This window comes from Mesorhizobium sp. P3_A9 (assembly GCF_056402975.1).
On the sequence record NZ_JBFUGJ010000003.1, the window covers coordinates 17424 to 41959 of the forward strand.

The 24536-nt window shown below is 64.3% G+C and carries 25 protein-coding genes; 13 read left to right on the forward strand and 12 right to left on the reverse strand.

The annotated features are described in order from the left end of the window. Positions 1 to 25: 25 nt before the first annotated feature. Positions 26 to 952: an aldose 1-epimerase gene (locus AC1DX0_RS01320; RefSeq protein ID WP_477220982.1), complete on the reverse strand. Its 927-nt coding sequence runs from the start codon at positions 950 to 952 to the stop codon at positions 26 to 28. 109 nt (positions 953 to 1061) lie between these two features. On the opposite strand from AC1DX0_RS01320, the gene AC1DX0_RS01325 reads away from it, so the two are divergent. The 8 genes from AC1DX0_RS01325 (at position 1062) to AC1DX0_RS01360 (ending at position 9269) form a co-directional block, all read left to right on the forward strand. Further along, on the forward strand, positions 1062 to 1805 hold the full coding sequence (locus AC1DX0_RS01325; RefSeq protein WP_477354058.1) for a FadR/GntR family transcriptional regulator: 744 nt from the start codon (positions 1062 to 1064) through the stop codon (positions 1803 to 1805). Next, positions 1802 to 3529 (forward strand): IlvD/Edd family dehydratase, encoded by a 1728-nt coding sequence (locus tag AC1DX0_RS01330; RefSeq protein ID WP_477220980.1) that lies wholly within the window; start codon positions 1802 to 1804, stop codon positions 3527 to 3529. Before AC1DX0_RS01325 ends, AC1DX0_RS01330 begins: the two co-directional genes overlap by 4 nt. A 9-nt stretch (positions 3530 to 3538) precedes the next feature. Then, entirely contained in the window at positions 3539 to 4318 is a 780-nt protein-coding gene (locus AC1DX0_RS01335; protein WP_477220979.1) for an SDR family NAD(P)-dependent oxidoreductase, read from the forward strand. Positions 4319 to 4351: 33 nt separating this feature from the next. Next, the gene (gene araD1 / locus AC1DX0_RS01340; RefSeq protein ID WP_477220978.1) at positions 4352 to 5350 is read left to right on the forward strand and encodes an AraD1 family protein; all 999 of its coding nucleotides are present in this window, start codon (positions 4352 to 4354) and stop codon (positions 5348 to 5350) included. Between the two features lie 52 nt (positions 5351 to 5402). Next, a complete protein-coding gene (locus tag AC1DX0_RS01345; RefSeq protein WP_477220977.1) occupies positions 5403 to 6428 on the forward strand; it encodes an ABC transporter substrate-binding protein in 1026 nt (341 codons plus the stop codon). 77 nt (positions 6429 to 6505) lie between these two features. Next, complete coding sequence (locus AC1DX0_RS01350) at positions 6506 to 7606, forward strand: ABC transporter ATP-binding protein (protein ID WP_477220976.1); 1101 nt, start codon at positions 6506 to 6508, stop codon at positions 7604 to 7606. A gap of 32 nt (positions 7607 to 7638) precedes the next feature. After that, positions 7639 to 8472: an ABC transporter permease gene (locus AC1DX0_RS01355; protein WP_477354061.1), complete on the forward strand. Its 834-nt coding sequence runs from the start codon at positions 7639 to 7641 to the stop codon at positions 8470 to 8472. Then, positions 8469 to 9269: an ABC transporter permease gene (locus AC1DX0_RS01360; RefSeq protein WP_477220974.1), complete on the forward strand. Its 801-nt coding sequence runs from the start codon at positions 8469 to 8471 to the stop codon at positions 9267 to 9269. Before AC1DX0_RS01355 ends, AC1DX0_RS01360 begins: the two co-directional genes overlap by 4 nt. A gap of 1 nt (position 9270) precedes the next feature. Here AC1DX0_RS01360 and AC1DX0_RS01365 read toward each other — a convergent pair whose 3' ends face one another. From AC1DX0_RS01365 to AC1DX0_RS01395, 7 genes are all read right to left on the reverse strand, one after another. After that, the gene (locus tag AC1DX0_RS01365) at positions 9271 to 10668 is read right to left on the reverse strand and encodes an FAD-binding oxidoreductase (protein ID WP_477220973.1); all 1398 of its coding nucleotides are present in this window, start codon (positions 10666 to 10668) and stop codon (positions 9271 to 9273) included. A gap of 215 nt (positions 10669 to 10883) precedes the next feature. Continuing rightward, positions 10884 to 12143, reverse strand: coding sequence for an ABC transporter substrate-binding protein (locus AC1DX0_RS01370; RefSeq protein WP_477220972.1), 1260 nt, complete (start codon positions 12141 to 12143; stop codon positions 10884 to 10886). A gap of 49 nt (positions 12144 to 12192) precedes the next feature. Further along, positions 12193 to 12621: a DUF4440 domain-containing protein gene (locus AC1DX0_RS01375; RefSeq protein WP_477220971.1), complete on the reverse strand. Its 429-nt coding sequence runs from the start codon at positions 12619 to 12621 to the stop codon at positions 12193 to 12195. Next, positions 12618 to 13673 (reverse strand): aldo/keto reductase, encoded by a 1056-nt coding sequence (locus tag AC1DX0_RS01380; RefSeq protein WP_477220970.1) that lies wholly within the window; start codon positions 13671 to 13673, stop codon positions 12618 to 12620. The genes AC1DX0_RS01375 and AC1DX0_RS01380 overlap by 4 nt, the downstream gene beginning before the upstream one ends. Beyond that, positions 13670 to 14023, reverse strand: coding sequence for a TIGR04076 family protein (locus tag AC1DX0_RS01385; RefSeq protein WP_477220969.1), 354 nt, complete (start codon positions 14021 to 14023; stop codon positions 13670 to 13672). The genes AC1DX0_RS01380 and AC1DX0_RS01385 overlap by 4 nt, the downstream gene beginning before the upstream one ends. 1 nt (position 14024) lies before the next feature. Then, complete coding sequence (locus AC1DX0_RS01390; protein ID WP_477220968.1) at positions 14025 to 14513, reverse strand: DUF3830 family protein; 489 nt, start codon at positions 14511 to 14513, stop codon at positions 14025 to 14027. Next, entirely contained in the window at positions 14510 to 15241 is a 732-nt protein-coding gene (locus AC1DX0_RS01395) for a GntR family transcriptional regulator (protein WP_477354064.1), read from the reverse strand. The genes AC1DX0_RS01390 and AC1DX0_RS01395 overlap by 4 nt, the downstream gene beginning before the upstream one ends. Before the next feature lie 128 nt (positions 15242 to 15369). On the opposite strand from AC1DX0_RS01395, the gene AC1DX0_RS01400 reads away from it, so the two are divergent. From AC1DX0_RS01400 to AC1DX0_RS01420, 5 genes are read left to right on the forward strand one after another with little or no spacing between them, the layout of a single operon-like run. Beyond that, complete coding sequence (locus tag AC1DX0_RS01400; RefSeq protein WP_477220966.1) at positions 15370 to 16170, forward strand: ABC transporter ATP-binding protein; 801 nt, start codon at positions 15370 to 15372, stop codon at positions 16168 to 16170. Next, on the forward strand, positions 16167 to 16916 hold the full coding sequence (locus AC1DX0_RS01405) for a branched-chain amino acid ABC transporter ATP-binding protein (protein WP_477354067.1): 750 nt from the start codon (positions 16167 to 16169) through the stop codon (positions 16914 to 16916). Before AC1DX0_RS01400 ends, AC1DX0_RS01405 begins: the two co-directional genes overlap by 4 nt. Continuing rightward, the gene (locus AC1DX0_RS01410) at positions 16913 to 17821 is read left to right on the forward strand and encodes a branched-chain amino acid ABC transporter permease (RefSeq protein ID WP_477354070.1); all 909 of its coding nucleotides are present in this window, start codon (positions 16913 to 16915) and stop codon (positions 17819 to 17821) included. The genes AC1DX0_RS01405 and AC1DX0_RS01410 overlap by 4 nt, the downstream gene beginning before the upstream one ends. Continuing rightward, the gene (locus AC1DX0_RS01415) at positions 17818 to 18801 is read left to right on the forward strand and encodes a branched-chain amino acid ABC transporter permease (RefSeq protein WP_477221096.1); all 984 of its coding nucleotides are present in this window, start codon (positions 17818 to 17820) and stop codon (positions 18799 to 18801) included. Before AC1DX0_RS01410 ends, AC1DX0_RS01415 begins: the two co-directional genes overlap by 4 nt. After that, positions 18798 to 20102: an NAD(P)/FAD-dependent oxidoreductase gene (locus AC1DX0_RS01420; RefSeq protein WP_477220963.1), complete on the forward strand. Its 1305-nt coding sequence runs from the start codon at positions 18798 to 18800 to the stop codon at positions 20100 to 20102. Before AC1DX0_RS01415 ends, AC1DX0_RS01420 begins: the two co-directional genes overlap by 4 nt. Before the next feature lie 25 nt (positions 20103 to 20127). Here the strand turns inward: AC1DX0_RS01420 and AC1DX0_RS01425 are convergent, their stop codons facing one another. The 4 genes from AC1DX0_RS01425 to AC1DX0_RS01440 are packed head-to-tail and all read right to left on the reverse strand — an operon-like array spanning position 20128 to position 24468. Continuing rightward, entirely contained in the window at positions 20128 to 20784 is a 657-nt protein-coding gene (locus AC1DX0_RS01425) for a GntR family transcriptional regulator (RefSeq protein ID WP_477220962.1), read from the reverse strand. A gap of 16 nt (positions 20785 to 20800) precedes the next feature. Continuing rightward, complete coding sequence (locus tag AC1DX0_RS01430) at positions 20801 to 22111, reverse strand: aspartate aminotransferase family protein (protein ID WP_477354073.1); 1311 nt, start codon at positions 22109 to 22111, stop codon at positions 20801 to 20803. After that, positions 22112 to 23170, reverse strand: coding sequence for a phosphotransferase (locus AC1DX0_RS01435; RefSeq protein WP_477220960.1), 1059 nt, complete (start codon positions 23168 to 23170; stop codon positions 22112 to 22114). Continuing rightward, a complete protein-coding gene (locus tag AC1DX0_RS01440) occupies positions 23167 to 24468 on the reverse strand; it encodes an ArgE/DapE family deacylase (protein ID WP_477220959.1) in 1302 nt (433 codons plus the stop codon). Before AC1DX0_RS01440 ends, AC1DX0_RS01435 begins: the two co-directional genes overlap by 4 nt. Positions 24469 to 24536 lie beyond the last annotated feature (68 nt).

A 24536-nucleotide genomic window follows, 5' to 3' on the forward strand; every position in this document is an offset into this window, starting at 1 on the left:
CGCTTCGGGCAACCGATAACGAAGGTCAAACAGCCAATGACGGCGTGAAGCGAACGCTGGCGGATCGCATCTGCCCGGGCGCCAGTACGATGCAGCCGGTGTTGATGTCCTCGCCCGTCCGGTTGAAGGCATCGGTGATGTTGCTGACCGGCTCGGCGCAAAAGAACGGCTCGCCTGGCGGCGTATAGAGGACGAGGAAATCGAGCGGCGCTTCGGCCTCGATGTCCAGCTGCCGCCCCTGCTCCGGCCAAGTGATCCGGGCGCGGCGCGCCCAACCGGTGAAGACCGTGTCGAAGTCCACTTCCGATACGTCAAAGCCGATGGACGGATCGACGCCCGCCGGCGGCAGGACATGGCGGGTGGGCAGGACCTCCGTATCCGTCTCCCACATGCCTGACACCGGCGCCTGGACATGTGTCCACAGCGTCGACGGAAAATAGGGATGGAGACCGAAGCCAATCGGCATCGGTGCGTCCGACAGGTTGCGCACCGAAACAGTGATGCAAAGCCCGCCGTTGGCCAGCGATATCTCCTGCTGGGCTTCATAGCTCCATGGCCAGGAATCGGCGGCGTGGCGATAGCGCAGGACGATCGTGCCAGCTTCGTGCCTCACGACCGCCCAAGGCCGACGCCAGCCATGGCCATGCTCGTGATGAGGGTCGTCGCCAGTCGTGGGAAGCTGGATGGTGCGACCGGCGAATTCGAACCGGCCGCCCCTTATGCGGTTGGAATAGGGAACGAGCGGGAAGCAGGCCATGGCGCCGGCATCGCGACGGCCGACCGCAGCCAGATCGGCTGGCCGTAGCCAATCCACGGCAGAGCCATTGTGCCACCAGCGATAGGACGCCAAGGCGCCGCCGGTGGCCGGAGCAAGCTCGACCGTCGCGATGCCGTCGCTGATCGAAACTAGCTCCGTGTGCTGCGCGGCAACGGCAGCGGAATTCTTTGTCATCGGCGCTCCCCTATCCCTTGACTCCAATCGCCATGGTTATAAGACATATCATATGAATAGTATGAAGAATAAGAAATCTTTCAGCACGGCGCGCACATCAAGAGTTGCGGTGGCGGTTTCCAGCGGCTCGACCGCGCTGCACGCAACCGTCGTCGAGCAGATCGGTTTGCGCATCGTGCAGGGCGACTTCCTGCCCGGTGAGGCACTGCCCAATGCCGACGATTCCAGCGAGATGCTGGGGGTCAGCCGCACGGTGCTGCGCGAGGCGATCAAGGTGCTGGCCGGCAAGGGGCTGGTCGAATCGCGGCCGAAGACCGGCACACGGGTGCGTCCGCGCTCCGACTGGAATTTCCTCGATCCGGACGTGCTGTCATGGCGCTATGCCGGAGGCGTCAGCGCCGACGATGTCCGGGCGCTGTTCGAACTGCGCCGCGCCATCGAGCCGATGTCGGCAGCACTTGCCGCCCAGCGCGCGACGCCGGCACAGATCGCCGAGATCCATGTCGCACTCGCTGAAATGGAAGCGCTGAGCGATGACGGCGACCGTTTCGCCAAGCCCGATTTGGTGTTCCACCAAACCATCCTGCGCATGACCGGCAACGAGCTGATCGGCTCGCTGGCGGCGCTGGTCGAGACCGCATTGGTGATGAGCTTTCGCCTCTCCAACGACAATCCGGGCGGGCAGCGCCACTCCTTGCCGTTGCATCGCGAAGTGGCCGAGAAGATCGCCGCCGGTGATGCCGCCGGCGCGCAAAAGGCGCTGCTGGTGCTCATCGACAATGCCGAAGACGACGTGCGCCGCAGCGTCGATAACCGCAACAAGCGCCGCCAGGATCGGGAACAGACATCGTGACCGAGACCAGACGCAAACTGCGGTCCGAAGCCTGGTTCGGCGGTGAAGGCAAGAACGCCTTCATGCACCGCAGCTGGATGAAGAACCAGGGCATTCCGGCCGACGCCTTCGACGGCCGCCCGGTGATCGGCATCTGCAACACCTGGTCGGAGCTGACGCCGTGCAATGCGCATCTCCGCGCCTTGGCCGATCACGTCAAGCGCGGCGTCTATGAAGCCGGTGGCCTGCCGCTGGAGTTCCCGGTGATGTCTCTGGGCGAAAGCAACATGCGCCCGACAGCCATGCTGTTTCGCAACCTGGTCAGCATGGATGTCGAGGAATCCATTCGCGGCAATCCGATCGACGGCGTTATCCTCCTGGTCGGCTGCGACAAGACCACACCGGCGCTGCTGATGGGGGCTGCCTCGTGCAATCTGCCGACCATCACCGTCTCCGGCGGACCGATGCTCAACGGCAAGTTCCGCGGCCAGGATATCGGCTCGGGCACCCATGTCTGGAAATTCGCCGAAGAGGTGAAGGCCGGCCGCATGCCGGTCGCCGACTTCCTCGCGGCCGAACAGGGCCAGAGCCGGTCGGCCGGCAGTTGCATGACGATGGGGACGGCCTCGACCATGGCCAGCATGGTGGAAGCGCTCGGCATCGGCATGCCCGACAATGCCGCGATCCCGGCCGTGGATTCGCGCCGTGGCGTGCTGGCCCAGATGGCCGGACGCCAGATCGTCGAGCTGGTCCGCAGGGATGTGAAAATTTCGGACATTCTCACCAGAGAGGCGTTTGAGAACGCCATTCGCGTCAACGGGGCGATCGGTGGCTCGACCAACGCGGTGCTGCATCTGATCGCCATCGCCAATCGGATCGGCGTCGATCTCAGCCTCGAGGATTGGGACCGCCTTGGCCGCGACGTGCCGACCATTGTCGACCTGATGCCGTCGGGCCGATTCCTGATGGAAGATTTCTACTACGCCGGGGGGCTAGCTGCGGTCATGGCGTCGCTTGATGAAGTGGGGCTTCTTCATCGCGACGTCATGACCGTCAGCGACAAGACCATCGGGGAACTGATCGACGGCGCGCCCAACTACAACAGCGAGGTCATCCGGCCGATGAGCGCGCCGTTGACCGAGCAAGGCGGCATCTCGATCCTGCGTGGCAATCTGGCGCCCAACGGGGCGGTCATCAAGCCGTCGGCGGCAACGCCCGAGCTGATGCAGCATCGCGGCAAGGCGGTCGTGTTCGAAAACATCGAGCATTACTACGCCCGCATCGACGATCCGGAGCTCGATATCGACGCCTCCTCGGTGATGGTGCTGAAGAATTGCGGACCGCGCGGCTATCCAGGGATGGCCGAGGTCGGCAACATGCCGCTGCCGGCCAAGCTGCTCAAGCAGGGTGTCTCCGACATGGTGCGCATCTCGGACGCGCGCATGAGCGGCACGGCCTACGGCACGGTGGTGCTGCATGTCGCGCCGGAGGCTGCTGCAGGTGGCACGCTGGCGCTGGTGCGCGACGGCGATCTCATTGAACTCGACGTCGCTGGCCGCCGCCTGGAGTTGCTGGTATCGGACGAAGAACTGGCGATCCGCCGCCGCGACTGGCAGCCGCCGGCGCCGCCCGAGGGTGGCTACCAGAGCCTCTATGTCGAGCGCGTGCTGCAGGCCGACAAGGGCTGCGATTTCGACTTTCTCGTCGGCCGGCGCGATGCCGGCATTCCCCGGCATTCCCATTAGAGGCGCGCAATGACGGATGAGATCGGCAGCTACGCGACCTATCCCAGCCTCAAGGGCCGCAGCGTGTTCATCACCGGTGGCGGCAGCGGCATCGGTGAAAGCCTGGTGCGCCATTTCTGCGCGCAGGGCAGCCGCGTCGCCTTCGTCGATCTGGCAGAAGAACCCTCGAAGCGTCTGGTCGATGCGATTGCGGCCGAGGGACATCGTGCGCCGCTGTTCATTCCTTGCGACCTGCGCAATGTCGAGGAGCTGCAGGCAGCAACTGTCCAGGCCATGCTGCACAACGGTGCAATCCAGGTGCTGTGCAACAATGCCGGCAATGATGACCGTCATCAGACCAAGGACGTGACGGTCGCATACTGGGACGACCGCATGGCGGTCAATCTGCGCCACCAGTTCTTTGCAGCGCAGGCGGTGCGCCCGCAGATGGGCTCGCTGGGCGGCGGCTCGATCATCAATTTCGGCTCCATCACCTGGATGGTCGGCGATCCCGATTGCCCGGCCTATGTCACGGCGAAAGCCGCTGTCTACGGCATGACGCGGGCTCTGGCCCGCGAACTCGGCCCCGAGCGCATCCGCGTCAACTGCATGGTGCCGGGTTGGGTGATGACTGAGCGCCAGATGCGGCTGTGGCTGAACCCGGCCGGCGAGCGCCAGATCGCCGAAAGGCAATGCCTGCCCGACCGGCTGCAGCCCTCCGATATCGCACGCATGGCGCTGTTCCTCGCCGCCGACGACAGCCTGATGTGCACGAGCCAGCAGTTCATCGTCGATGCGGGCTGGGTGTGACCCGAACCGTACCAAAAGGGAAGAAGGTTAGTCATGCGTCTTGTTCAGTACAGAATGCCGGATGGCAGCAGGCGGGTCGGCCGCGTCTCCGATGACGGCAATCACCTGCATCCGCTCGACAAGACCGGCAGCGTGCTGGAGCTTGCCGAAGCGGCAATCGCCGAGGGCGTGTCCATCGCATCACTGGTCGAGAAGCGGACGGGCACCGCGTCAGTCGACTATGACGCGCTGTTGCGCGATGGCCGCGTGCTGGCCCCTGTCGACCATCCGGAGCCGGCGCGCTTCCTGGTCACCGGCACCGGCCTAACGCACACCGGAAGTGCCGCTGCGCGCAACCAGATGCACTTGCTGACACATGGCGAGGACGCCGAAGAATCGGATTCGCTGAAGATCTTCAAGATGGGCCTGGAAGGCGGCAAGCCCGGCGTCGGCAAGATCGGAATCCAACCGGAATGGTTCTTCAAGGGTGTCGGCACCTGCGTCGTGCCGCCTGGTGCCGATCTGCCCATGCCGGCCTTCGCACGTGCCGGCGCCGAGGAAGCCGAGATCGTCGGGCTTTACCTCAATGGGCCGGATGGCCGCCCTTACCGCATCGGCTACGCGCTCGGCAACGAATATTCCGACCATGTGACGGAAGGCGAAAACTATCTCTATCTCGCCCATTCCAAGCTGCGCTCCTGCTCGATCGGGCCGGAGCTTCTGGTCGGCGAGTTGCCCGAAGAAGTGCGCGGCCATTCCCGCATCCTGCGCGACGGCGCCGTGGTCTGGGAACAGGAGTTTCTGTCGGGCGAGACGCACATGTCGCACTCGATCGCCAATCTCGAACATTTCCATTTCCGCTACCCGATGCACCGCAGGGCGGGCGATTTGCATGCCTATTTCTTCGGCGCGGCGGTGATGAGCTACGCCTCCGGCGTCAAGACGGCTTCCGGCGACGAGTATGAAATCCAGGCAAAGACATTCGGCAAGCCATTGCGCAACCGGATGGTCTCGGTGCCGGACGAGGGACTGGTCACCGTCACCCCGCTGTGACGGCGCAGGCCCGAAAATTACGGTCCACCAGAACGACAATGGGAGATTGAAAATGGGACTGAAGAAAGCGTTTCTGAGATTAGCGACCATCGGGCTCGGCATCGGCCTGATGACATCGGCGGCGCTGGCCGCGAACCTGCGCGTGCTGGCCTGGGACGGCTACGCCGATCCGGACTGGGTGAAGGATTTCACCGCCGCCACCGGCATCGGTGTCGATGTCGTCTTCATCGGCAGCGACGATGAGATCTGGGCCAAGATCAAGGGCAGCGAAGGGCAGGACTTCGACGTCTTCGCCGTCAACACCGCCCAGCTGCAGCGCTACATCAAGGCCGATCTGGTGTCGCCGATCGACATCACCAAACTGCCCAACCAGAAGGAGGTGCTGCCGCGCTTCCGCGATCTGTCGCAGGTCAGCGGCGACACCAAGGACGGCAAGGTCTACGGCATTCCGTTCTGCTTCGACTCCATCGGCCTGATCTACGACACCGACAAGGTCAAGCCGGCGCCAACCTCGATGTCCGTGCTATGGGATCCGGCCTACAAGGGCAAGATCCTGGCCTATGACAATGGCGAGCACAATTTCTCGTTCACCGCGCTGACGCTGGGCTACAAGGATCCGTTCAACCTCGACGCCGAGCAGATGGCGGCGGTCAAGGCCAAGCTGGTCGAGCTCAAGCGCAACGTGCTGAGCTTCTACACCACCGCCGACGAGGCGCAGCAGATCTACCAGAACAATGACGTCGCCCTGATCTGGGCCAATTACGGCCAGCAGCAGGTCAAGGCGCTGCAGAAGATCGGCGCCCATGTCGCCTACGTCAATCCAAGCGAAGGCGCGCTGGCCTGGCTCGACAACTGGGTCATCTCCAAGGGCGTCCGCGATAATGCGGCGGCCGAGAAGTGGATCGACTTCATGCTGACGAAAAAGGTCAGCGGCGAGCTTTCCGAGCGCACCGGCTTCGGCAACACGGTGGTCGAGTCGAGCAGCGCCGGCGGCAATGACAAGCTGGTCTGGCTCAACAATGTCGAGGATCCGCTCAAGCGTTCGGATCTGTGGAACGAGATCAAGGCGACGCCCTGATCCTTTCCGCAACCTGACCTCGAAGGACCCGGCGGTCCGGACGTTCCGGACCGCCGCAGCGTATGCGAGAATAGCTTATGAACCAGAACGCCGACCTGCTGACGCTGCGGTCCGTCTCGAAATCCTACGGCACGGTTCCCGTGCTGCACGACATCGACCTGTCGATCCAGGACGGCGAGTTCCTGACGGTGCTTGGACCGTCGGGCTCGGGCAAGACCACGGTGCTGCGGCTGATCGGCGGGCTGGAACCGCTGACCGCGGGCGAGATCCGGCTGGACGGTCAGGACATCAGCCGCATGCCGATCAACAAGCGGCCGTTCAACACCGTTTTCCAGGACTATGCGCTGTTCCCGCATATGACCGTTTCCGGCAATGTCGGCTATGGACTTTCGGTGCGCCATATCAAGCGCAAGGAGATCGCGCGCCGTGTCGCGGAAGCCCTCGAACTGGTGCAGCTCGGGCGTTTCGCCGACCGTTTTCCTGCGCAACTTTCCGGCGGCCAGCGCCAGCGCGTCGCACTCGCCCGGGCGCTGATCTGCCAGCCGCGCCTGATTCTGCTCGACGAGCCGCTGGCAGCACTCGATCTGGAGCTGCGCCGGCAGATGCAGGAGTTCCTGAAATCCATCCAGCGCGAGATCAAGACCACCTTCCTGTTCGTCACCCACGACCAGGAGGAAGCGATCGGCATGGCCGACCGGATCTGTGTCATGCAGGCCGGCCATATCCGCCAGCTCGGCACGCCGCACGACCTCTACTACAAGCCGAATTGCGAGTTCGTGGCGCGCTTCTTCGGCGAGAACAATCTGGTGGCCGGAAAGCTCGGCCCCGTCCAGGGCGAGCAGCGATCGATCGAGACCGCGCTTGGGCGTCTGGTCTGTTCGATCAGCGACCAGCCGCATCTGAAGGCCGCGATCCATGGCGCCAGCGCCTTCGCGGCGTTCCGTCCCGAGGCCTTGCGTCTTGCGGATGCAACGGACAGCGGCAACCGCTTTTCCGGCGTAATAGCCGATCTGGCCTTTGCCGGTTCGTCGACCGTCGCCACCATCACGGCTGGCGGCGATGCCGGGCAACGGCTGCGGCTGCGCATGCCGAGCCGGATCGACGGCAGCGCGCTCAAGTCAGGCGAGACGGTCTCGCTTTCGTTTGCGCCGCATGAAGGCCATCTGGTGCTGGCATGAGCGCCCGCTCGACACATCCCGCGGAAAGGCGATTGTCGCTGCTGGTGACGGTGCTGGCTTTCGCCTTGCCGGTGGTCTTTGTCCTCGTGCCGCTGGCGATCTTCCTCGGCTACAGCTTCTTCAGCGTCGACCAGGGCACGATCGTCTACGGACTGTCGCCGGGCAACTATATCAGGTTCTTCACCGATCCGATCTTCCTGCCGGTGTTCTGGAACACCATCGTGCTGTGCGTGTCGGTGGCCGTCATCTGCATCCTGCTCGCCTATCCCGCCGCCTATTTCCTGACGACGCTCAAGGGGCGCTGGCGCTATGCCTTACTGATGCTGCTTCTGGTGCCACTGCTGATGAGCTACGTCATCAAGATCTACGCCATCCGCAGCATCCTCGGCCTCAACGGCTTCCTCAACAAGGCACTGGTGGCGGTCGGCATCCTGGATCAGCCGTCGACGCTTTTCGTCTTCAACATGAATGCCATCCTGTTGACGCTGAGCCTGCTCTTGATCCCCTTCGCCATCCTGCCGATCTTCCTGTCGCTGGAGCGCATCCCGCAGACCTTGCTGCGCGCTTCGGATGACCTTGGCGCCAGCGGCTGGCAGACCTTCCTGCGCATCACCTTGCCGCTCAGCCTTCCCGGCGTCGCCTCGGCGGCGAGCTTCGTCTTCGTGCTGGCGATCGGCGATTTCCTGACACCGCAGATGGTCGGCGGGATCAGCGGCTTCACCTTCGGCCGCATCCTCTACAGCCAGTTCGGCACGGCCTATAACTGGCCGTTCGGCGCTGCACTCTCGGTGGCGCTGGCGATCGTGGTGATCTGCGCCATCCTCATCGGCGAACGCTTCGGACGCAACCGGGGGACGTCGATATGAACGCCCTGCCCCGGCCCTCCACCATCTTCCTGGCCGCGATCACGACACTGGTCGCGGTGCTGCTCTACAGCCCGCTGTTCGTGCCGATCGTGTCGTCGTTCTTCACCATTTCGCATGGCAATGTCGACTGGTCGTCACCGACGCTTTCGACCTATGTGGCGCTGGCCGAAAACCACGACATCCTGGCTGCCTTGCGTACCACGCTGATCGTCGGCGTCTGCACCGTCGTGCTCTCGGTGGTCAGCGGAACGCTGCTGGCGCTCTACTATCACGGCCGCCGGTCCGGACGCTCGTTCCTGCAGTTCATCATCTTCCTGCCCTTCCTGATGCCGCCGATCATCAGCGGCCTGGCGCTGCTGATTTTCTTCCGCGAAATCCACCTCGAACGCTCGCTGCTGACGGTCGTCATCGGCCACACCGTTTTCGTGCTGGCGATCGTCTACCGCACCGTGCTGATGCGGCTGCAGTCGATGAGCCGCACGCTGGTCGAAGCCTCCTACGATCTCGGCGCCACTGGCTGGCAGACCTTCTGGCGCATCATCCTGCCGAACCTGTCGAGCGCGATGGTCGGCGGCGCCATCCTAGCCTTCGCGCTGTCGTTCGACGAAACGATGATCACCATCCTGGTCACCGGCACGCAAAGCACACTGCCGGTCAGGCTATGGGCGATGATGCGGCTTGGCTTTTCGCCCGACATCAATGCGCTGGTGGCGCTGATCCTGATGTTCACGGTGCTGCTCTGCGTGCTCGCCGCCCGTTTCCTGATCCCCAGGCAGATGGCGACGGAACGGACCTGAGTTATCGAAGAATTGGATCGAGGTCGAAGACCCGTCCTCGATTGAGGATGTTCTTCGGGTCGAGCGCCGTCTTCAGCCGCCGCATCGCAGCGATTTCGGCGTCGCTGCGCACCAGATGCAACCACTGTTTCTTGTCGAGGCCGATGCCATGCTCGGCCGAAACGCCGCCTCCCGCCGCCGCCACGCCGCGATAGACTATGCCGTAAGCCGCCGCCGGATCTGCCGTCAGCACCTGATAATGCAGATTGCCGTCGCCGAGATGGCCGAAGACGTAGATGTCGGCGGCGGGGTCGACGGCATGGATGGCGGCGTCGGCTTCTTGCAGGAATGTTCCCATGTGCGCCAAGGGAATGCTGATGTCGACGCCGATCAGACCCTTTATCGAAAACAGGATGCGGTTGGCGTCCTCGCGCACGTCCCACAGCGCGCGGAATTCGCGCGGCGACTGCGAGACGACGACATCGTCGACCACGCCGTCCTCGACCGCCTGCATCAGAACCTCGGCGAAGCGCTCGCCGTCGCGTTCGGGCTCGCTGCCCTGGATCTCGGCCAGCACATAGACGGGTGAGCCCGCCGGCAACGGCGCCGGCATGGCCATGCTGGCAACCATGACGTCATAAAGCGGCGTGAAATTCACCTCATAGGCTGACAGCAACGGGCCGAGCTTTTGCCTGAGCAGCCCGAGCAAGGCGATCGCCGCATCGAGCGAAGCGAGCGCACAGAAGGCGTTCACCTCGGATGCCGGTTTCGGATGCAGCCGGAGCGCGGCGCGGGTGACAACGCCGAGCGTCCCTTCCGCGCCGATGAAGAGCTGGCTGAGGTCGTAGCCGGAATTGTCCTTGGGCAGGCCTTTTAGCGAGGACAGCACGCTGCCGTCGGCAAGCACCGCTTCCAGCCCCATCACCTGCGCGCGGTACATGCCGTAGCGCAGCACGCGGATGCCGCCGGCATTGGTGGCGATGTTGCCGCCGACCGTGGCCGAACCGCGCGCGCCGATATCGACGCCGAACATCAGCCCGGCGCCATCGGCGGCCTCCTGCACCGCCTGCAGCGTCGCACCGGCTTCGGCAACGATGCTGGCGGCTTGACTGTCCGGCACGGCGAGGCCGGTCATGCGCTCCAGCGACAGCACGATCTCGCCCGGCTGCACGCGTGCGCCCCCGGCCAGCCCGGTGCGTCCGCCCTGGACGACGACCGGCTGGCCGAGAGCGTTGCACCCGGCGAGGGCGGCCGCGACACCAACGGTATCGCGCGGACGCAGCACCACTTCGGGCAGCACGCCAAGCTTGCCGTCGGGATCATCGCGATAGCGCTGGTCGACATCGGAGCCGGCGAGCACACCGCCGGCGCCCAGCCGATCGCCAAGGGCTGACAGAAGTCGTTGCGTTTCAGGCGACATCGGGCTCAGGCGCCTGTGTGGCGAAGCGCATCGTCGGCATCCGCCGACCGGATGGCCCGATGAGTATTTCCGTCCGACACGCTCGCCATCCCTCAATTGCAGCCGGCCGATCCTATTCGGGATCGCCTGCCGTGCAAGCGATATCGGCCTGCCCTAGGCGATGCCGGCATCAATCGCGATGTGACGCGATTGATGCCGGAAGAAGGTTGCCGGCCTTACTGAAGCTTGGCCTGCAGCGCGTTGACGTCGTCGGTGGTCATTTCACCGTCCGTGGTCACCTTGCCGTCGACGATCTTCCACAGCCGGAACGGGCCGGTGATGTCGCCATACTTGTCGAAGGCGACCGGGCCGATGACGCCTTCGTAGCGGATCGGCTTGCCGTCCTTGATCAGGCCGAGCGCCTTGGCGAACTCGTCCTTGCCGGCGAAGATCGGCGTGCCGGCCGGATCGACGGCCTTGTACATGGCATCCTTGATCTTGGCCGGATCCTCGGAGCCGGCAATGGCGATGGCGAGGCCAACGATGGCACCAGCATCATAGGAACGGTCGGCTGCCGGATTGGACGGCTCGATGCCGGAGAATTCCTTGTAGTTCTTCATGAAGTAGTCGGTGGAAGCCGTCGGGCTGGTGCCCGATGAGGTGCCATAGGCTTCCTTCAGATAGTCGGCGCCGACCGACTCGATGAAGTCCGGGCTGTTCATGCCGTCATTGAGCAGGAATTTCTGCACGCCGCCTTGCGAAATCCAGGTGCGGGCGACGGTTGCGCCGTCGACCGGCGTGCTGACCAGGTACAGCCCGTCCGGCTCGCCTCCCATCGCCGCGGTGACTTCCGAGGCATAGCTCGACTGCTTTTCATTGTAGGGCGTGTCGTAGACGATGGTGCCGCCGAGCGCTTTGTAGGCGCGCGAGAATTCGGCCACCATGTTGACGCCGAAGTCGTTGTTGACGTGGATGATCGACAGCTTCTTGAAGCCCTTGTCGATGGCGTATTTGGCGGCGGCGACGCCCTGCAGCGCATCGGAGGTGATGGTGCGGAAGAAGATGCCGTTGGTCTTGCCGTCGCGGCCGAGCGCGGTCAGCGTCGGCGAGGACGAAGCCGGCGAGACCTGGACGATCTTGGCCGGGGCGGTGACCGACGTCAGGATCGGGATCGACACCGARGAGATGATGCCGCCGATGATRACCGGCACYTTCTTGACCTGMACCAGCTGGGTYGCGGCATCGACMGCGATRTTGCCCTGGCTCTGGCTGTCGCGKGTGTCGGTGGCGAGATCRCAGCCRCGYACKCCGCCGGCKGCRTTGATRTCGCGGAASGCCATTTCGACCGACTTGGCGCCGGCCTGGCCATATTCGCCGGCGGGGCCGGTCAGTTCCATGACGAGGCCGACGGTGATCTTGCAATCGGCGGCCTGCGCCGCACCGGCCATCGTCACGAGGGCAAGTGCCGTGGTGAGTTGGAGTATCGTCTTTGTCATTGTTGTTCCCCTTTCGTTACTCGACTCTAATTTGATCTCTGGAGCCTGTTCAGCGTTCCGGCACCTGCAGCCAGGTTTCATGCAGATGTCGCCATTCGACGCCGTTGGGCGCCGATGAACTGGTGGTGAAGACGGCGCTCGACTGGCGGCGGCTGCGCTTGCCGCCGCGCAACTGCGCCTCGACGTAGAAGACAACGATCGTATCGGCGCTTTGCCAGCCCGGCCGGATGTCCTCGATCGAGATGGCGAAGCCGTCGTCGCACGAAGCCCGGCTCGAGCGGACATGGTCGACGACAGCAGCGCGATCGAGCACCTTGCCGTCCGGCGCGACCATGGTGACGCCATCACCCATGGCGCGTTCGAAGCGGCTGAAATCCACCGTGTCGGCGCGCGCGGCGACGAACCAGTCGACGAAGAAGCGATGCAGGTCGATGACCTCGACGCTGGCACGCGAGAACAGGGAGGGCTCGCCGCTCATTTCTTCCCCGCATTGAGGTTGTAATGCATGATCGAGCCATGGCGGCCATGGCGGTCGCGCTCCAGCGTGTAGACATCGCCCTCAAGGCCGGCGCCTTGCGCGATGACGGCAGCAATGCGGGTGCGGTCGTCGGCATCGAGTACGACATCCATGATTTTCGCATTGGCAAGCGCATGCGCCTGGTTGCGGGCACCGACGATGACGGCCGCTACTTGGCGCTGTTCCAGAACCCAGGCACTAGCGATGGTGGCGATGTCGACGCCGTGGCGGTCGCCGACGGCCTGCAGCGCCTGAAGCAGTTGCTGGAACAGGTCCCAGCCGCCAAAATCATCGATGATCAGCTTGTATTTGACCAGTGAGCGGTTTTCGAGCGGCGTGGCGGGTTCGGCCACGCCAAGCCATTTGTCGCTGAGGAAGCCGCCGGCGACGGAGCCATAGCAGAGGAAGCTGACGCCGTTTTTCTCAGCAAGTGCGGCGAGCCTGTTGCCCGGCCGCTGATCGAGCACGGAATATTGCAGCTGCTGGCTGACCAGCGGAATACCGGCGGCGAGGATTTCGGCAAGCCGCGGCGTGTCGAAATTGGTGGTACCGAGATTGCGCACCTTGCCTTCCAGCCGAAGCTCGTTGAGCCAGCCCATCGCCTCGACATAACGAGGCTGATCATAGTCCCACCAATGGAACTGCACGAGATCGAGCCGCTCGGTCTTCAGCCTACGCAGCGACTGGTCGACGATGCCCCTTATGTAGTCGCGGCTGATGCCGGCCAGCCGTTCGAGGTCGGGCACCAGCTTGGTGTGCACCTTCATCCTGGCGGCGACATCGAGGCCGCGCTCRCTGGCCAGCCTGAGGCGCGCGGCGCCAATCAGCTCCTCGACGCCGGTATAGATGTCGGCGCAATCATAGGTCCAGATGCCAGCATCGAAGGCTGCGATCAGGTCGCTCACCGCCTGTTGGCGCTCGACGGCGCCGTGCCCCCCGGCCAGCTGCCAGCCGCCGCGAATGACGCGCGAGATGCTGTAGCCGGGACCGAGTTCGAAGGTCTTGGCGGTCATGTCAGGTCGTTCTCCTTCGGCAGCGGTACGGCCGTGGTTTCGGCATGGCTGAACCGCCGCTTGGCCAGCCTGACGATCCGCAACCGGCTGGCGCAATTGGGATCGGGACAAGCGATCTCGGCGTCCGAGGTCATCCAGTCATTGCGGTCGGTCGGGCGCTGCTTTGCCGCGAGAAACGGCAATACGGAGGCAAGCGAATAGATCGAAAAACTCTGCCCTGCCGGCATCGACAGCATCTCGCCCTTGAGTTCGAAATAGTCGCCGGGCTTAGCGCCGCAATAGATCGGCTTGCCCTCGGGGATGACCGCCTCGACGCGAAGATCGAAGAGCTCGAAACTGTCGTCCGCCATGTCAGGCCTCCACCAGGCTGAAGGTGATGTCGCAGGCGCCGTTGCGGCGGATGATGCCGCAGGCAGCGGCGAAATGGTCGCGCTGATCGGCGCGCACCTGCGCCACCACGCTGCCGGCCAGCCAGCCGATCGGGAACAGAAGCCGTGCCCCTTGCCCGTAGTACAGGCCGATGTCGAAGATGGCATTGGGATTGCCGCCCCACATGCGCGGCGGCACGTAGGACAGCACGATGTCTCCCGGCTGCGGCGTCAGCGTTGCGTTCTCCGCCGGTAGAGGCCGGGCATAGGACTGGCCATCGAGATCGGCTGACGGAACCGGGCAGGAAATCTCAGGTCCCGTCCACATCGCATGGATACCGGGAACGACACGTGGCGTAGCGAGATACGCCTGGAGAAAGGCGGCATTTTCCGGCGCCTTTTCGGGCAGCAACAGCGCTGTCACGGAAAGCTTCGAGCGCGGCTCGGTGATGCTGATGGCTGGCTTCGTCATGTCTGGTCTTTCCCTGCGGATTGCAGCTTGTCGCGCAGGAAAGCAAAGGGCCGGCTGATATCGGCCACCAGTGCTTCGCGCGCCGCCTGCGCATCCTGTTTGACGAGAGCCGCGACGATGCTGCGGTGGTAGTGCGCGGTGTCGACCTCGCCGGCTTCGGAAAAGGCGTAGATGGCAACGCGGATGCAAGGTCCCGATTGCAGCCACAGGCTTTCGATCATCGGGATCAGCACGGCCGAGCCGCAGCAGCGGTAGATCTCGAAATGGAAGCTCTGGTTGAGCGTCGCTTCGCGGTCGATATCCTTCTTGTGCTTCAGGGCCCGCATCTCGTCCCACTCGCCGAGCATGGCTTCTATGGAAGCGATCTGGCGCGGGCTCATGCGCGTGGCGGCAAGTGCAATCGCTTCGCCTTCGATGAGCGAGCGGGCGCGCAGAAGGTCGTCGATCCTCTCTAGCGTGATCGGCGGCACGCGCACCGATCGGTTGGGCAGTGCCTCCAGCGCTTTTTCCGTAATCAGCCGCCCGAGCGCTTCGCGCACTGGCATGGTCGAGGTGACCAGCGCATCGGCCAGGCCACGGATGGTCAGCACCTGGTTCGGCTCGAACAGGCMGCCGATCAAGGCCCGGCGCAACTCGGAATAGACGCGATCCTGCACTGTCTCGCGACCGACCGGCGTAAGCTGGGCTGCGATCGTCTCGTTGTTTCGCTCGATGGCAGCCTTTTGCATGGCATTCCCGGTCTTGGCCCGTTTTCGGCTTGCGGATGAAATTAAAGCCGAATAGCGTGATCAAAGCAAGTGTGATCACAAATCAAAAATCAGGAGGCGACGACGATCGTCTTCGGCCAGAGGGTTTGATGAGCGAGGCAGCGGAGCGCCAAGGGCAGGAGACCCGGGCACCGGTTCTGACGGCAAGCCATGTCGTCAGGCGGTTCGGCGGCCTTGTCGCGGTCAATGACGTCTCGTTTGATGTCAAAGCGGGCGAGATCCTCGGCCTGATCGGACCGAACGGTGCCGGCAAGACGACGATGTTCGATCTGCTTGCCGGCAGCATATTGCCGACCAGCGGCGATATTCTCCTCAACGGCACGCGGGTCTCTGGCGAAGCCGCTCACCTGCGTATCGGCCGTGGGCTTGGCCGCACCTTCCAGATTCCGCGCCCGCTGCCCAATCTGACGCTGATCGAAAACATCATGCTGGCGGCACAGGGCCAGGCCGGCGAGAAATTGCTCGCCAATTTCGTCACGCCGTGGCGGGTGGCGGCACAGGAAAAAGCGGCCAGGGCAAAGGCACTCGACCTGTTGGAGCTCGTCACCCTCACCCATCTCGCGCATGAACCGGCGCGCGTGCTGTCCGGCGGCCAGCGCAAGCTGCTGGAACTTGCCCGCGTCATGATGGCCGACCCGGCGATCATCCTGCTCGACGAGCCGGCTGCCGGCGTCAACGCAACGCTTTTGGAAGTCATCATCGACCGCATCCGCGACATCAATGCGCGCGGCATCACCTTCCTGTTGATCGAGCACAACATCGACATGGTGACGCGGCTTTGCCATCGCGTGCTTGTCATGGCGAGCGGGCAGTTGCTGAGCGAAGGCACGGCGGAAGAGGTCGCCCGCGACCCGCGCGTCATCGAGGCCTATCTCGGAGGTGCCGCATGAGCGAGATCGTCCTCGACGTGCGCGACCTCGAAGCCGGCTACGAGCCCGGCGTGCCGATCGTGCGAGGCGCCTCGATTACCGTCAGCAAGGGTGAGATCGTCGTCGTGCTCGGCCCCAACGGCGCCGGCAAATCGAGCTTCATCAAGGCGATCGCCGGCCTGGTCCCGATCACCGGCGGCACGGTGTTTCTGGACGGCAAGGACATCACCGCCGCACCCGCCCACACCATGGTACGGCTTGGCCTGGCCTTCGTGCCGCAGACCGAAAACATCTTTCCGTTGATGTCGGTCGAGGACAATCTCAAGGTCGCCTGTGGCATTCTCGAACGGCGCGACATCCCCGGCCGCATCGAAGAAATGTACGCGGCCTTTCCCGACCTCGTGCGCCAGCGCCGCACCGCCGCCGGCAATCTGTCGGGCGGACAGCGGCAGATGCTCGCCGTCGCCCGCGCCCTGATCGTCCATCCCAAGGTGCTGGTGCTCGACGARCCKTCGGCCGGCCTGTCGCCGAAATTCGTCTCGATGGTGTTCGAGATGCTGGCCGGCATCCGCAARTCCGGCGTCACCATCCTYTTGGTCGAACAGAATGCCAAGGCGGCACTGGCCATCGGCGACCGTGCCTATGTGCTGGTCGAKGGCAAGGACCGGCACGAAGGCATCGCCTCGGAGCTGTGGAACGAYCCGGTCGTTGCCGAACTCTATCTCGGCCAGCGCCCTTCTCACGCCAGCAAGGAAGGCGCGGCATGAGCCTGCAATTTGTCGTCGATGGGTTGCTGACCGGCTCGATGATCGGCCTCGGCGCCATTGGTGTGACGCTGACCTATTCAATCCTGCGCTTCTCCAATTTCGCCCATGGCGACTTCATGGCCTGGGGCACCTATGCAACGCTGGCCGTGGTCAGCGCCATCGGTGCGACATTCGGCAAGGTGGCGCCCATCGCACCCTTGTCCTTCGGCTGGCCGCTCCTGGTTGCGTTGGTCGTCGGCATGGCGTTCACCGCTCTGCTGGCGCTGCTGCTCGACAGAGTGCTGTTTTCGCGGCTGCGCTCGCAGGGCCAGGCGATCATCGTGGTGATGGCGAGCTTYGGYGCCTCKATGGCGCTGMGMAGCCTGCTCGAATTCACCTTCAGCTCGCGGCCGACCTATTTCAGCCGGGCGATCCAGATCGCCATGCCGGTCGGCTTCGGCATCCGCATCACCCCCGACCAGATCGCGCTGCTGCTGCTGACCGCCGTGCTGGTGCTCGGCGTGCACCTGTTGATGACGCGCACGCAGACCGGCCGTTCGATGCAGGCGCTCAGCCAGAATGCGGCGTTGGCCCGTATCGTCGGCATCGACGTCGCCAGCGTGGTGCGCGTCACCTGGATCATCGGCGGGGCGCTGGCCTGCGTCGCCGGCGTGATGATCGGCATTCTGGTGCAGATCCGCCCGTTCATGGGCTTCGACATGCTGCTGCCGATGTTCGCCGCCGCCATTCTCGGCGGCATCGGCAGCATCCCGGGCGCGGTGCTCGGCGGCCTGATCATCGGGCTCGCCGAAGCCGGCGCGGTGCAGCTGATCGGTGCCGAATGGCGCGCCGCCGTCTCCTTCATCATTCTGATGGCTGTGTTGTTCGTGCGGCCGGTCGGCCTGTTTGGTGTGAGGGAACGCTGATGGACCTGCTCGGCTACGGCGCCTTTTTCCTGACCACCGCGCTGATCTTTTCGCTGGTCACTCTGGGGCTCAATCTGCAGTGGGGCCTGACCGGCCTGTTCAATGTCGGCCTCGCCGGCTTCGTCGCCATCGGCGCCTATACATCCGCGCTGCTGACGACACCGGACGATGCTGCACGGCTGGGTGGCTTCGGCCTGCCAATTCTTGTCGGCTGGCTCGGCGCTATGATCGTCGGCGGTATCGCGGCGGCGCTGACCGGCATGGCGACGCTGCGGCTGCGATCCGACTATCTGGCGATCACCACCTTCGGCGTCGCCGTGGTCGTGCAACTGGTCGCGCTCAACGCGCAGAAGCTGACCGGCGGGCCGTTCGGCATCGGCTTCATCCCGCGCCCCTTCGGCAGTCTTGCCGAGACGCCGCTGCTGTTCAACCTGTCGAACCTTGCCGTGGTCGCGGCGGTGACCTTGATTGCCTATCTCGCCTTGGAGCATTTGTCGCGCAGCCCGTGGGGGCGCGTGCTGAAGGCCTTGCGAGAGGATGAGCGAGCGGCGATTTCGCTCGGCAAGAGCGCACGCTTCTACCGCGTCCAGGCTTTTGCCGTCGGTGGCGCCATCATGGCGCTGGCCGGCGCGCTGCAGGCGCATTTCACCGGCTTCATCGCGCCGGACAATTATCTGCCGATCCTGACCTTCCAGGTGTGGGTGATGCTGATCGTCGGCGGCTCGGGCAGCAATCTCGGCGCCGTCATCGGCAGCATTCTGGTCTGGGGGATATGGGCCGGGTCAGGCACGCTGACCAGCGTGCTGTTTGCGCCCGAGCAACAGGCACGCGCGGCCTCGCTGCAGATCGTCGCCATCGGCGTCATGCTCTGCGTCATCCTGTTGATCCGGCCGAACGGATTGTTCGGCGACAGACTGCGGCGGCCACGTCTGGGCAAGCAGGCGAAGGTGACTACGGCCAAGAGCAGTTCCGGATCATGAACGCCGTGGTTCGGCGGGAAGCGCATGGCGCTTCACTTTGGCATGCCGTCAGCCGCAACCGCCGCGACCGGCCGGCGCTGCACGGCGAGGTCAATGTCGACCTCGCCATTGTCGGCGGCGGTTTTTCCGGCCTGTCGACCGCGCTGCACGCGGCGGGGAAAGGGCTGTCCGTCGCCGTCCTCGAAGCCGAAATCATTGCCTGGGGCGCGACCGGCAGGAATGCCGGTTTCGTCGTGCCCAACTTTGCCAAGATGGACCCGGACAACATCCTTGCGCATCTCGGCCCCGAGCGCGGCGAGAGGCTGATCGATTTCGCCGCCGGCAGCGCCGATCTGGTCTTCGGCCTTATCAAACGGCACGGCATCGACTGCGACGCCGTGCAGAACGGATGGATCCAGCCGGCGCACTCGCCCGCCGCCTTCGAGAAGGTCAAATCGCGGGCCGGGCAATGGGCACGGCGCGGCCGGCCGGCTGTCACGCTGGATCGGCAGGGCGTCGAAGCGCTGACGGGCATTCGCGGCTATATCGGTGGCTGGATGGACCGTTCGGGCGGCGTGCTCAATCCGGTCGGCTACGCGAACGGACTGGCCGATGCGGCGGAGAAGGCTGGCGCTGAGATTTTCGAGCACACACCTGTCACCTCGGTCGATCGGGTGGCCGATGGCTGGGCACTGAAAACGCCATCGGGCTCGGTGCGTGCCGGCAAGGTGCTGATCGCCACCAACGCCTATGGCGGATCGCTCAATCCGCCGCTGCAGCGAAGCTATATTCCGCTGAAGGTTTTTCAGATCGCGACCGAGCCGCTGCCGCGTGACATCCGCACGCGGCTGCTTCCCGGCGGACAAGGCGCCGGCGACACCAGGCGCAATCTGTTCACCTTCCGCTTCGATGCCGACAACCGGCTGATCAGCGGCGGCATGCATATTCTGAGTGCCGGCGCCGACACACGCGTGCCGCAAACAATCTGGCGGCGCCTCGCCAGGCATCTCGATTTGCCTGACCTGCCGCCGCTTGCCTATGGCTGGTCAGGAATGGCCGCGGTCGAACCGGATTTCCTGCCGCACCTCCTGGACCTCGGACCGGGACTGATCGCCGGCCGCGCCTGCAACGGGCGCGGCATTGCCATGACGACGGCGATGGGCAAGGTGCTGGCCGACTGGGCCACGGGAATCGAGGCGCGCGATTTGCCGCTGCCGTTCGCGCCGCCGGCGCCGATCCCGTTCCACGCGCTGCTGCGGCACGCGCCGAACATGCTGCTCGGCTGGAGCATGCTGCGCGACCGGCTGGACGAGGCGAGATAGGCGATCGCGTCTGGCGTGCGAACAATCAGTCAGTGGTGCGAAGATTTTCGGAGAGAACCGCGGCGGCCACGGCGATGTCTTGCTCAAGAGAGACCCGGACAGCAGGACCATTGCGCTGCTCCAGCGCGGCAACAATCCGGCGATGTGCGTCGTTCGACTGTGGGATGTAACGATCGGCCTGCATCAAAAGCTTGAGATAGGGTCCGACCCGGCCCCAGAGATCGCGGATCATGTTCAACAGGATCGGCGCGCCGGCATGCTGGTAGATGGCAAAGTGAAACGCCTCGTTCAGCGAGAGATAGGCCCTGGCGTCGCCGGCCTCGATGGCGCGCTGCATGCCGGCCAGCGTCGCCTGGATGTCGACCAGCCCGTTTTCGCTCATGCGCGACGCGGCCATCTCGCCCGCCAACCCTTCGACGGCGATGCGGATATGAGTCAGTTCCTCGAAGGCCGGGGCGGACAGCAAGGGCACGATGATCGAACGATTGTTCTGCATCTCGAGCAGCCGCTCGGCTACCAGCCTTTGCAGCGCTTCGCGGATCGGCGTCGTCGAGATGCCGAACGTCTCGGCGAGCTTGCGGATGACAAGCGTCTGGCCCGGGCTGAAGCCGCCTGAAATCAGTTCCTGCTTGAGCGCGCCATAGGCGCGGTCGTTGAGGGTTTGATGTTCGAGCTTCAGCATGCGCGCCCCGCTCCGATCACCAGTTCGATAAAGCGCGATCGAGCGTCTCGGCCAGTTGCTCGGCATTGTCCCTGGCAAAGGGCAGAGGCGGCCTGATCTTCAGCACATTGCCACGCGGACCGCAGGACGAGATCAGCACACCATCCTCGCGCATGGCTTCGACAACCGCGGATGTCTTGCTGGCGGCCAGCGCCTCGTCGCCATCGGCCGTCAACTCGACGCCGAAATAGAGGCCGTTGTGCCTGACATCACCGACCATGCCGTGCCGGTTCTGCAGCGCGCGCAACAGGTCAGCTGTATAGGCGCCGACATTGCGTGCGTTCTCGATCAGCCCCTCGCCTTCGATCACCTCGAGCACAGCGATGCCGACAGCGGCCGCGACCGGGTTGCCGCCGAATGTGTTGAAATAGCCGGTGTTCGAGCCGAAGGATGAAACAAGCTGCGGCCGCACCAGCACCGCGCCCATCGGATGCCCGTCGCCGATCGGCTTGCCCATGGTGACGATATCCGGCTCGAGGCCATAATTGGCAAAGCCCCACATGCCCTGGCCAAGCCGGCCGAAGCCGGACTGGACCTCATCGGCGATGACGATACCGCCGGCCTTTCTGACGTGATCGGCCGCCTCGCGCATGACCGCCGCATCGGGGAAGAAAATGCCGTCGCTGGAAAAGGCCGAGTCGAGCAGCAGCGCCGCCGGACGGATGTTTTGCGCACGCATGTCGTCGATGGCGGCGGCGACATTTCCGGCGAAATCGCGCGCGGCGCGGCCATGGTCGCGGAACGTGTCGGGTGCTGCCACGGTGCGATGATGCGTGGGCACGCCCTTGGCGCCAACAGCCGCCGGCGACAGTTGCGCGGTGGCGATCGTGGCGCCGTGATAGGCGAAGTCGGTGATGATCACGCCGGTGCCGCCGCTCGAATGCTGGGCGATGCGGATGGCGAGGTCGTTGGCCTCGCTGCCGGTGCAGGTGAACATGGCGTGGCCGAGATGGGCCGGAACGGTGCCAAGCAGTTTTTCCGCATAGTCGAGGATGATCTCGCTCAAGTAGCGTGTGTGCGTGTTGAGCGTGGCTGCCTGCCGTGACAACGCCTCGACGACGCGCGGATGGCAGTGCCCGACCGAGGCGACATTGTTGTAGGCGTCGAGKAATTTGCGGCCCTGCGCATCGTAGAGCCAGACGCCGCTGCCGCGCACCAGATGGATCGGGTTGCGGTAGAAGGCACGGTAGGTCGGCCCAAGCAGCCTGGCGCGGCGTTCGAGCAGGGCTTGCTCGGAAGGCGCCGAGTCGGCATTTGCGGGATATGACGAAGACTGGGACACGAGCATCTACTCCGGATTGGAATGGTCGAGAAAATAGCGGCGGGCATCCGCGGACGACAGCTCGTCCAGCCGTTCGAGCGAGGCCCAGACCTCGGTGATGAGGCGCAGCACGTAGTCGCGCTTGGCCGGGAAGCGTTCCGCTTGCCAGCTGGCGATGTTGGCGATGAGCGCAAGGCGGGCACGGATCAAGTCGAAAAGAATGCCGATCTCTTCGGCCTCCAACGGCTGCACCGATTGATAGCCGGCGACGAAGCGCGCGGCTGAAGCCAGCGGATGACCTTCAGCCGGCCAGCGGTAGACGGCACCGATGGCGAGATCGCAGATCAATGGCGAATGGATCATGTCGCCGAAATCGAGGATGCCGGTCACCACCTCCGGCCGCGAAGCGTCCATCACCACATTGTAGGAGTTCATGTCGTTGTGGACGATCTGCGCGCGCAGGCTCGGGATGACCGGCGCCGCATGCTCCTCGAAAGCGTCCATCACACGCTCGACCATTGCACGGTGACCGGCATCGGCGATATGTGCAAGCATCGGCCGCGTCTTGGCGACCTTGCGGATATCCCAGAGCAGGTCGCTGCCGGCGGCCGGATGGAAGAAGCCGCGCAGCGCCCGGCCAAGCCGGGCGAGGAAGATGCCGAGATTGCGATCCTGTGTGGCTGACGTGGGCGAGCGCGACAGCAAGTGGCCAGGCAGATAGGTCACCAGCCGGATGATGCGCGGCGCCGATCCACCGACGCTGACCGTGAATTGCGCTTCGCCCTCGAGGCTTTTGCGCACCGAAGGGACCGGCAGGGTCGGGTCGACCGCAAGGATATGGTCCAGCGCCTTGTTCTGGAAATCGGTGAAGCCGGCTTCTTCCGCCGGGTGCGAGACCTTTAGGACGAACTCGCCCTCGCCTTCGGTCTGGATATGGAAATTGTGGTCGCGTTCGCCCGGCAACGGGCGCGCGCTGCCGGTGAGCCCATAGTGCCGGTGCAAGATATCCAACGCGTCGGCGATCGAAACGTCAGGCGCGTCCTCGGCGAGCGTTTCGCCGAAACCGTCAGGCACGGCTGCGCTCATGAACTCGCCTTCGGATCAAGCGGCTCAAGACCGCACCAGTCGGCGATGAACAGCGCGATGGTCTGGGTAACCTTGCGCACAGAATCCAGATCGACGGCCTCGTCATAGCCATGCGGCATGCGGCAGATCGGGCCATAGACGATCGCCGGCGTGTCGGCATAGAGGCCGAAGAAGCGCGCATCCGTCGTCGCCGAGGTGACGTGCTCCGTCAGCGGCTCGCCCCACACGGCTGTATGGCTGCGCCGCAGCACGGCTTCCATCTCGTCGGCACCCTCCAGCACATAGCCCTCGGCCATGAAGCCATTATAGGTCATTGTGGGCGGGCGATTGGCGAGGAACGGATCGGAACGGGCTGCGTCGGCGATGCAGGCTTCGAGTTCGGCTCTCGCATCCTCCAGCTTCTGGCCGGGATAGGTGGCGACACGCATCTCGAAAACGCAGCGCGCCGGAACGCTCGATGTCCATTCGCCGCCTTCGATCTTGCCGAGGTTGAAGCGGATCGGATGCGGATGATCGTGAAAATGCGGATCATCCACCTTTCGCGCGTTCCATACGATTTCGAGCTGCTTCAGCGCCTGGATGATGACGAAGGCCTTTTCGATGGCATTGGCGCCGGCCGAGAAAGCCCCCGACGCATGCTGAGGGTCCCCATCGACCTCGACCTTGAACCAGATCGGACCGACCTGCGCCCGCATCAGCCTTGGCTCCAGCGGCTCGGGGATGAAAGCCGCATCGGCGCGGTAGCCGCGTTGCAGGCAAGCGAGCGCGCCATTGCCGGTGCATTCCTCCTCGACCACCGACTGCAGATAGACGTTCGCGGCCGGCTGATAGCCGAGGCCGCGCAAGGCGGCCAGCGCGTAGAGACAGGCCGACAGACCGGCCTTCATGTCGCCGGCGCCACGGCCATGCATCCAGCCATCCTCGATCGCCGGATCGTAGGGATCGCGCACCCAGCGATCGACAGGTCCCGTCGGCACCACGTCGATATGGCCGTTGAGGATCAGCGAGCGGCCGGTGGCGTTTCGCGGCGTGTGGGTGGCAACGACGTTGAAGGCATCATCATAGGAAACCGCAACCGGCGAAAAACCCGGAAGGTCGCGGATGGCGTCGACATCAACGCGCCACATGTCGACCGCGTAGCCGTCGGCCTGATAGGCAGCCGCCATGAAGGATTGCGCGGCGTGCTCCTCGCCACGCTGGGAAGGAAAGCGCACGAGATCCGCCAGGAATGCGACTTGCCGCGCGAAGCCGTCATCGACCGCGCTTAAAATGGCTTCGTCGGCAATTCGCTCAGGCATGATATTCCGCTTTCCCTTGAATGGTGTATCATATCTCATATGCCATTTCCTGGAAAGGCAAAGAGACA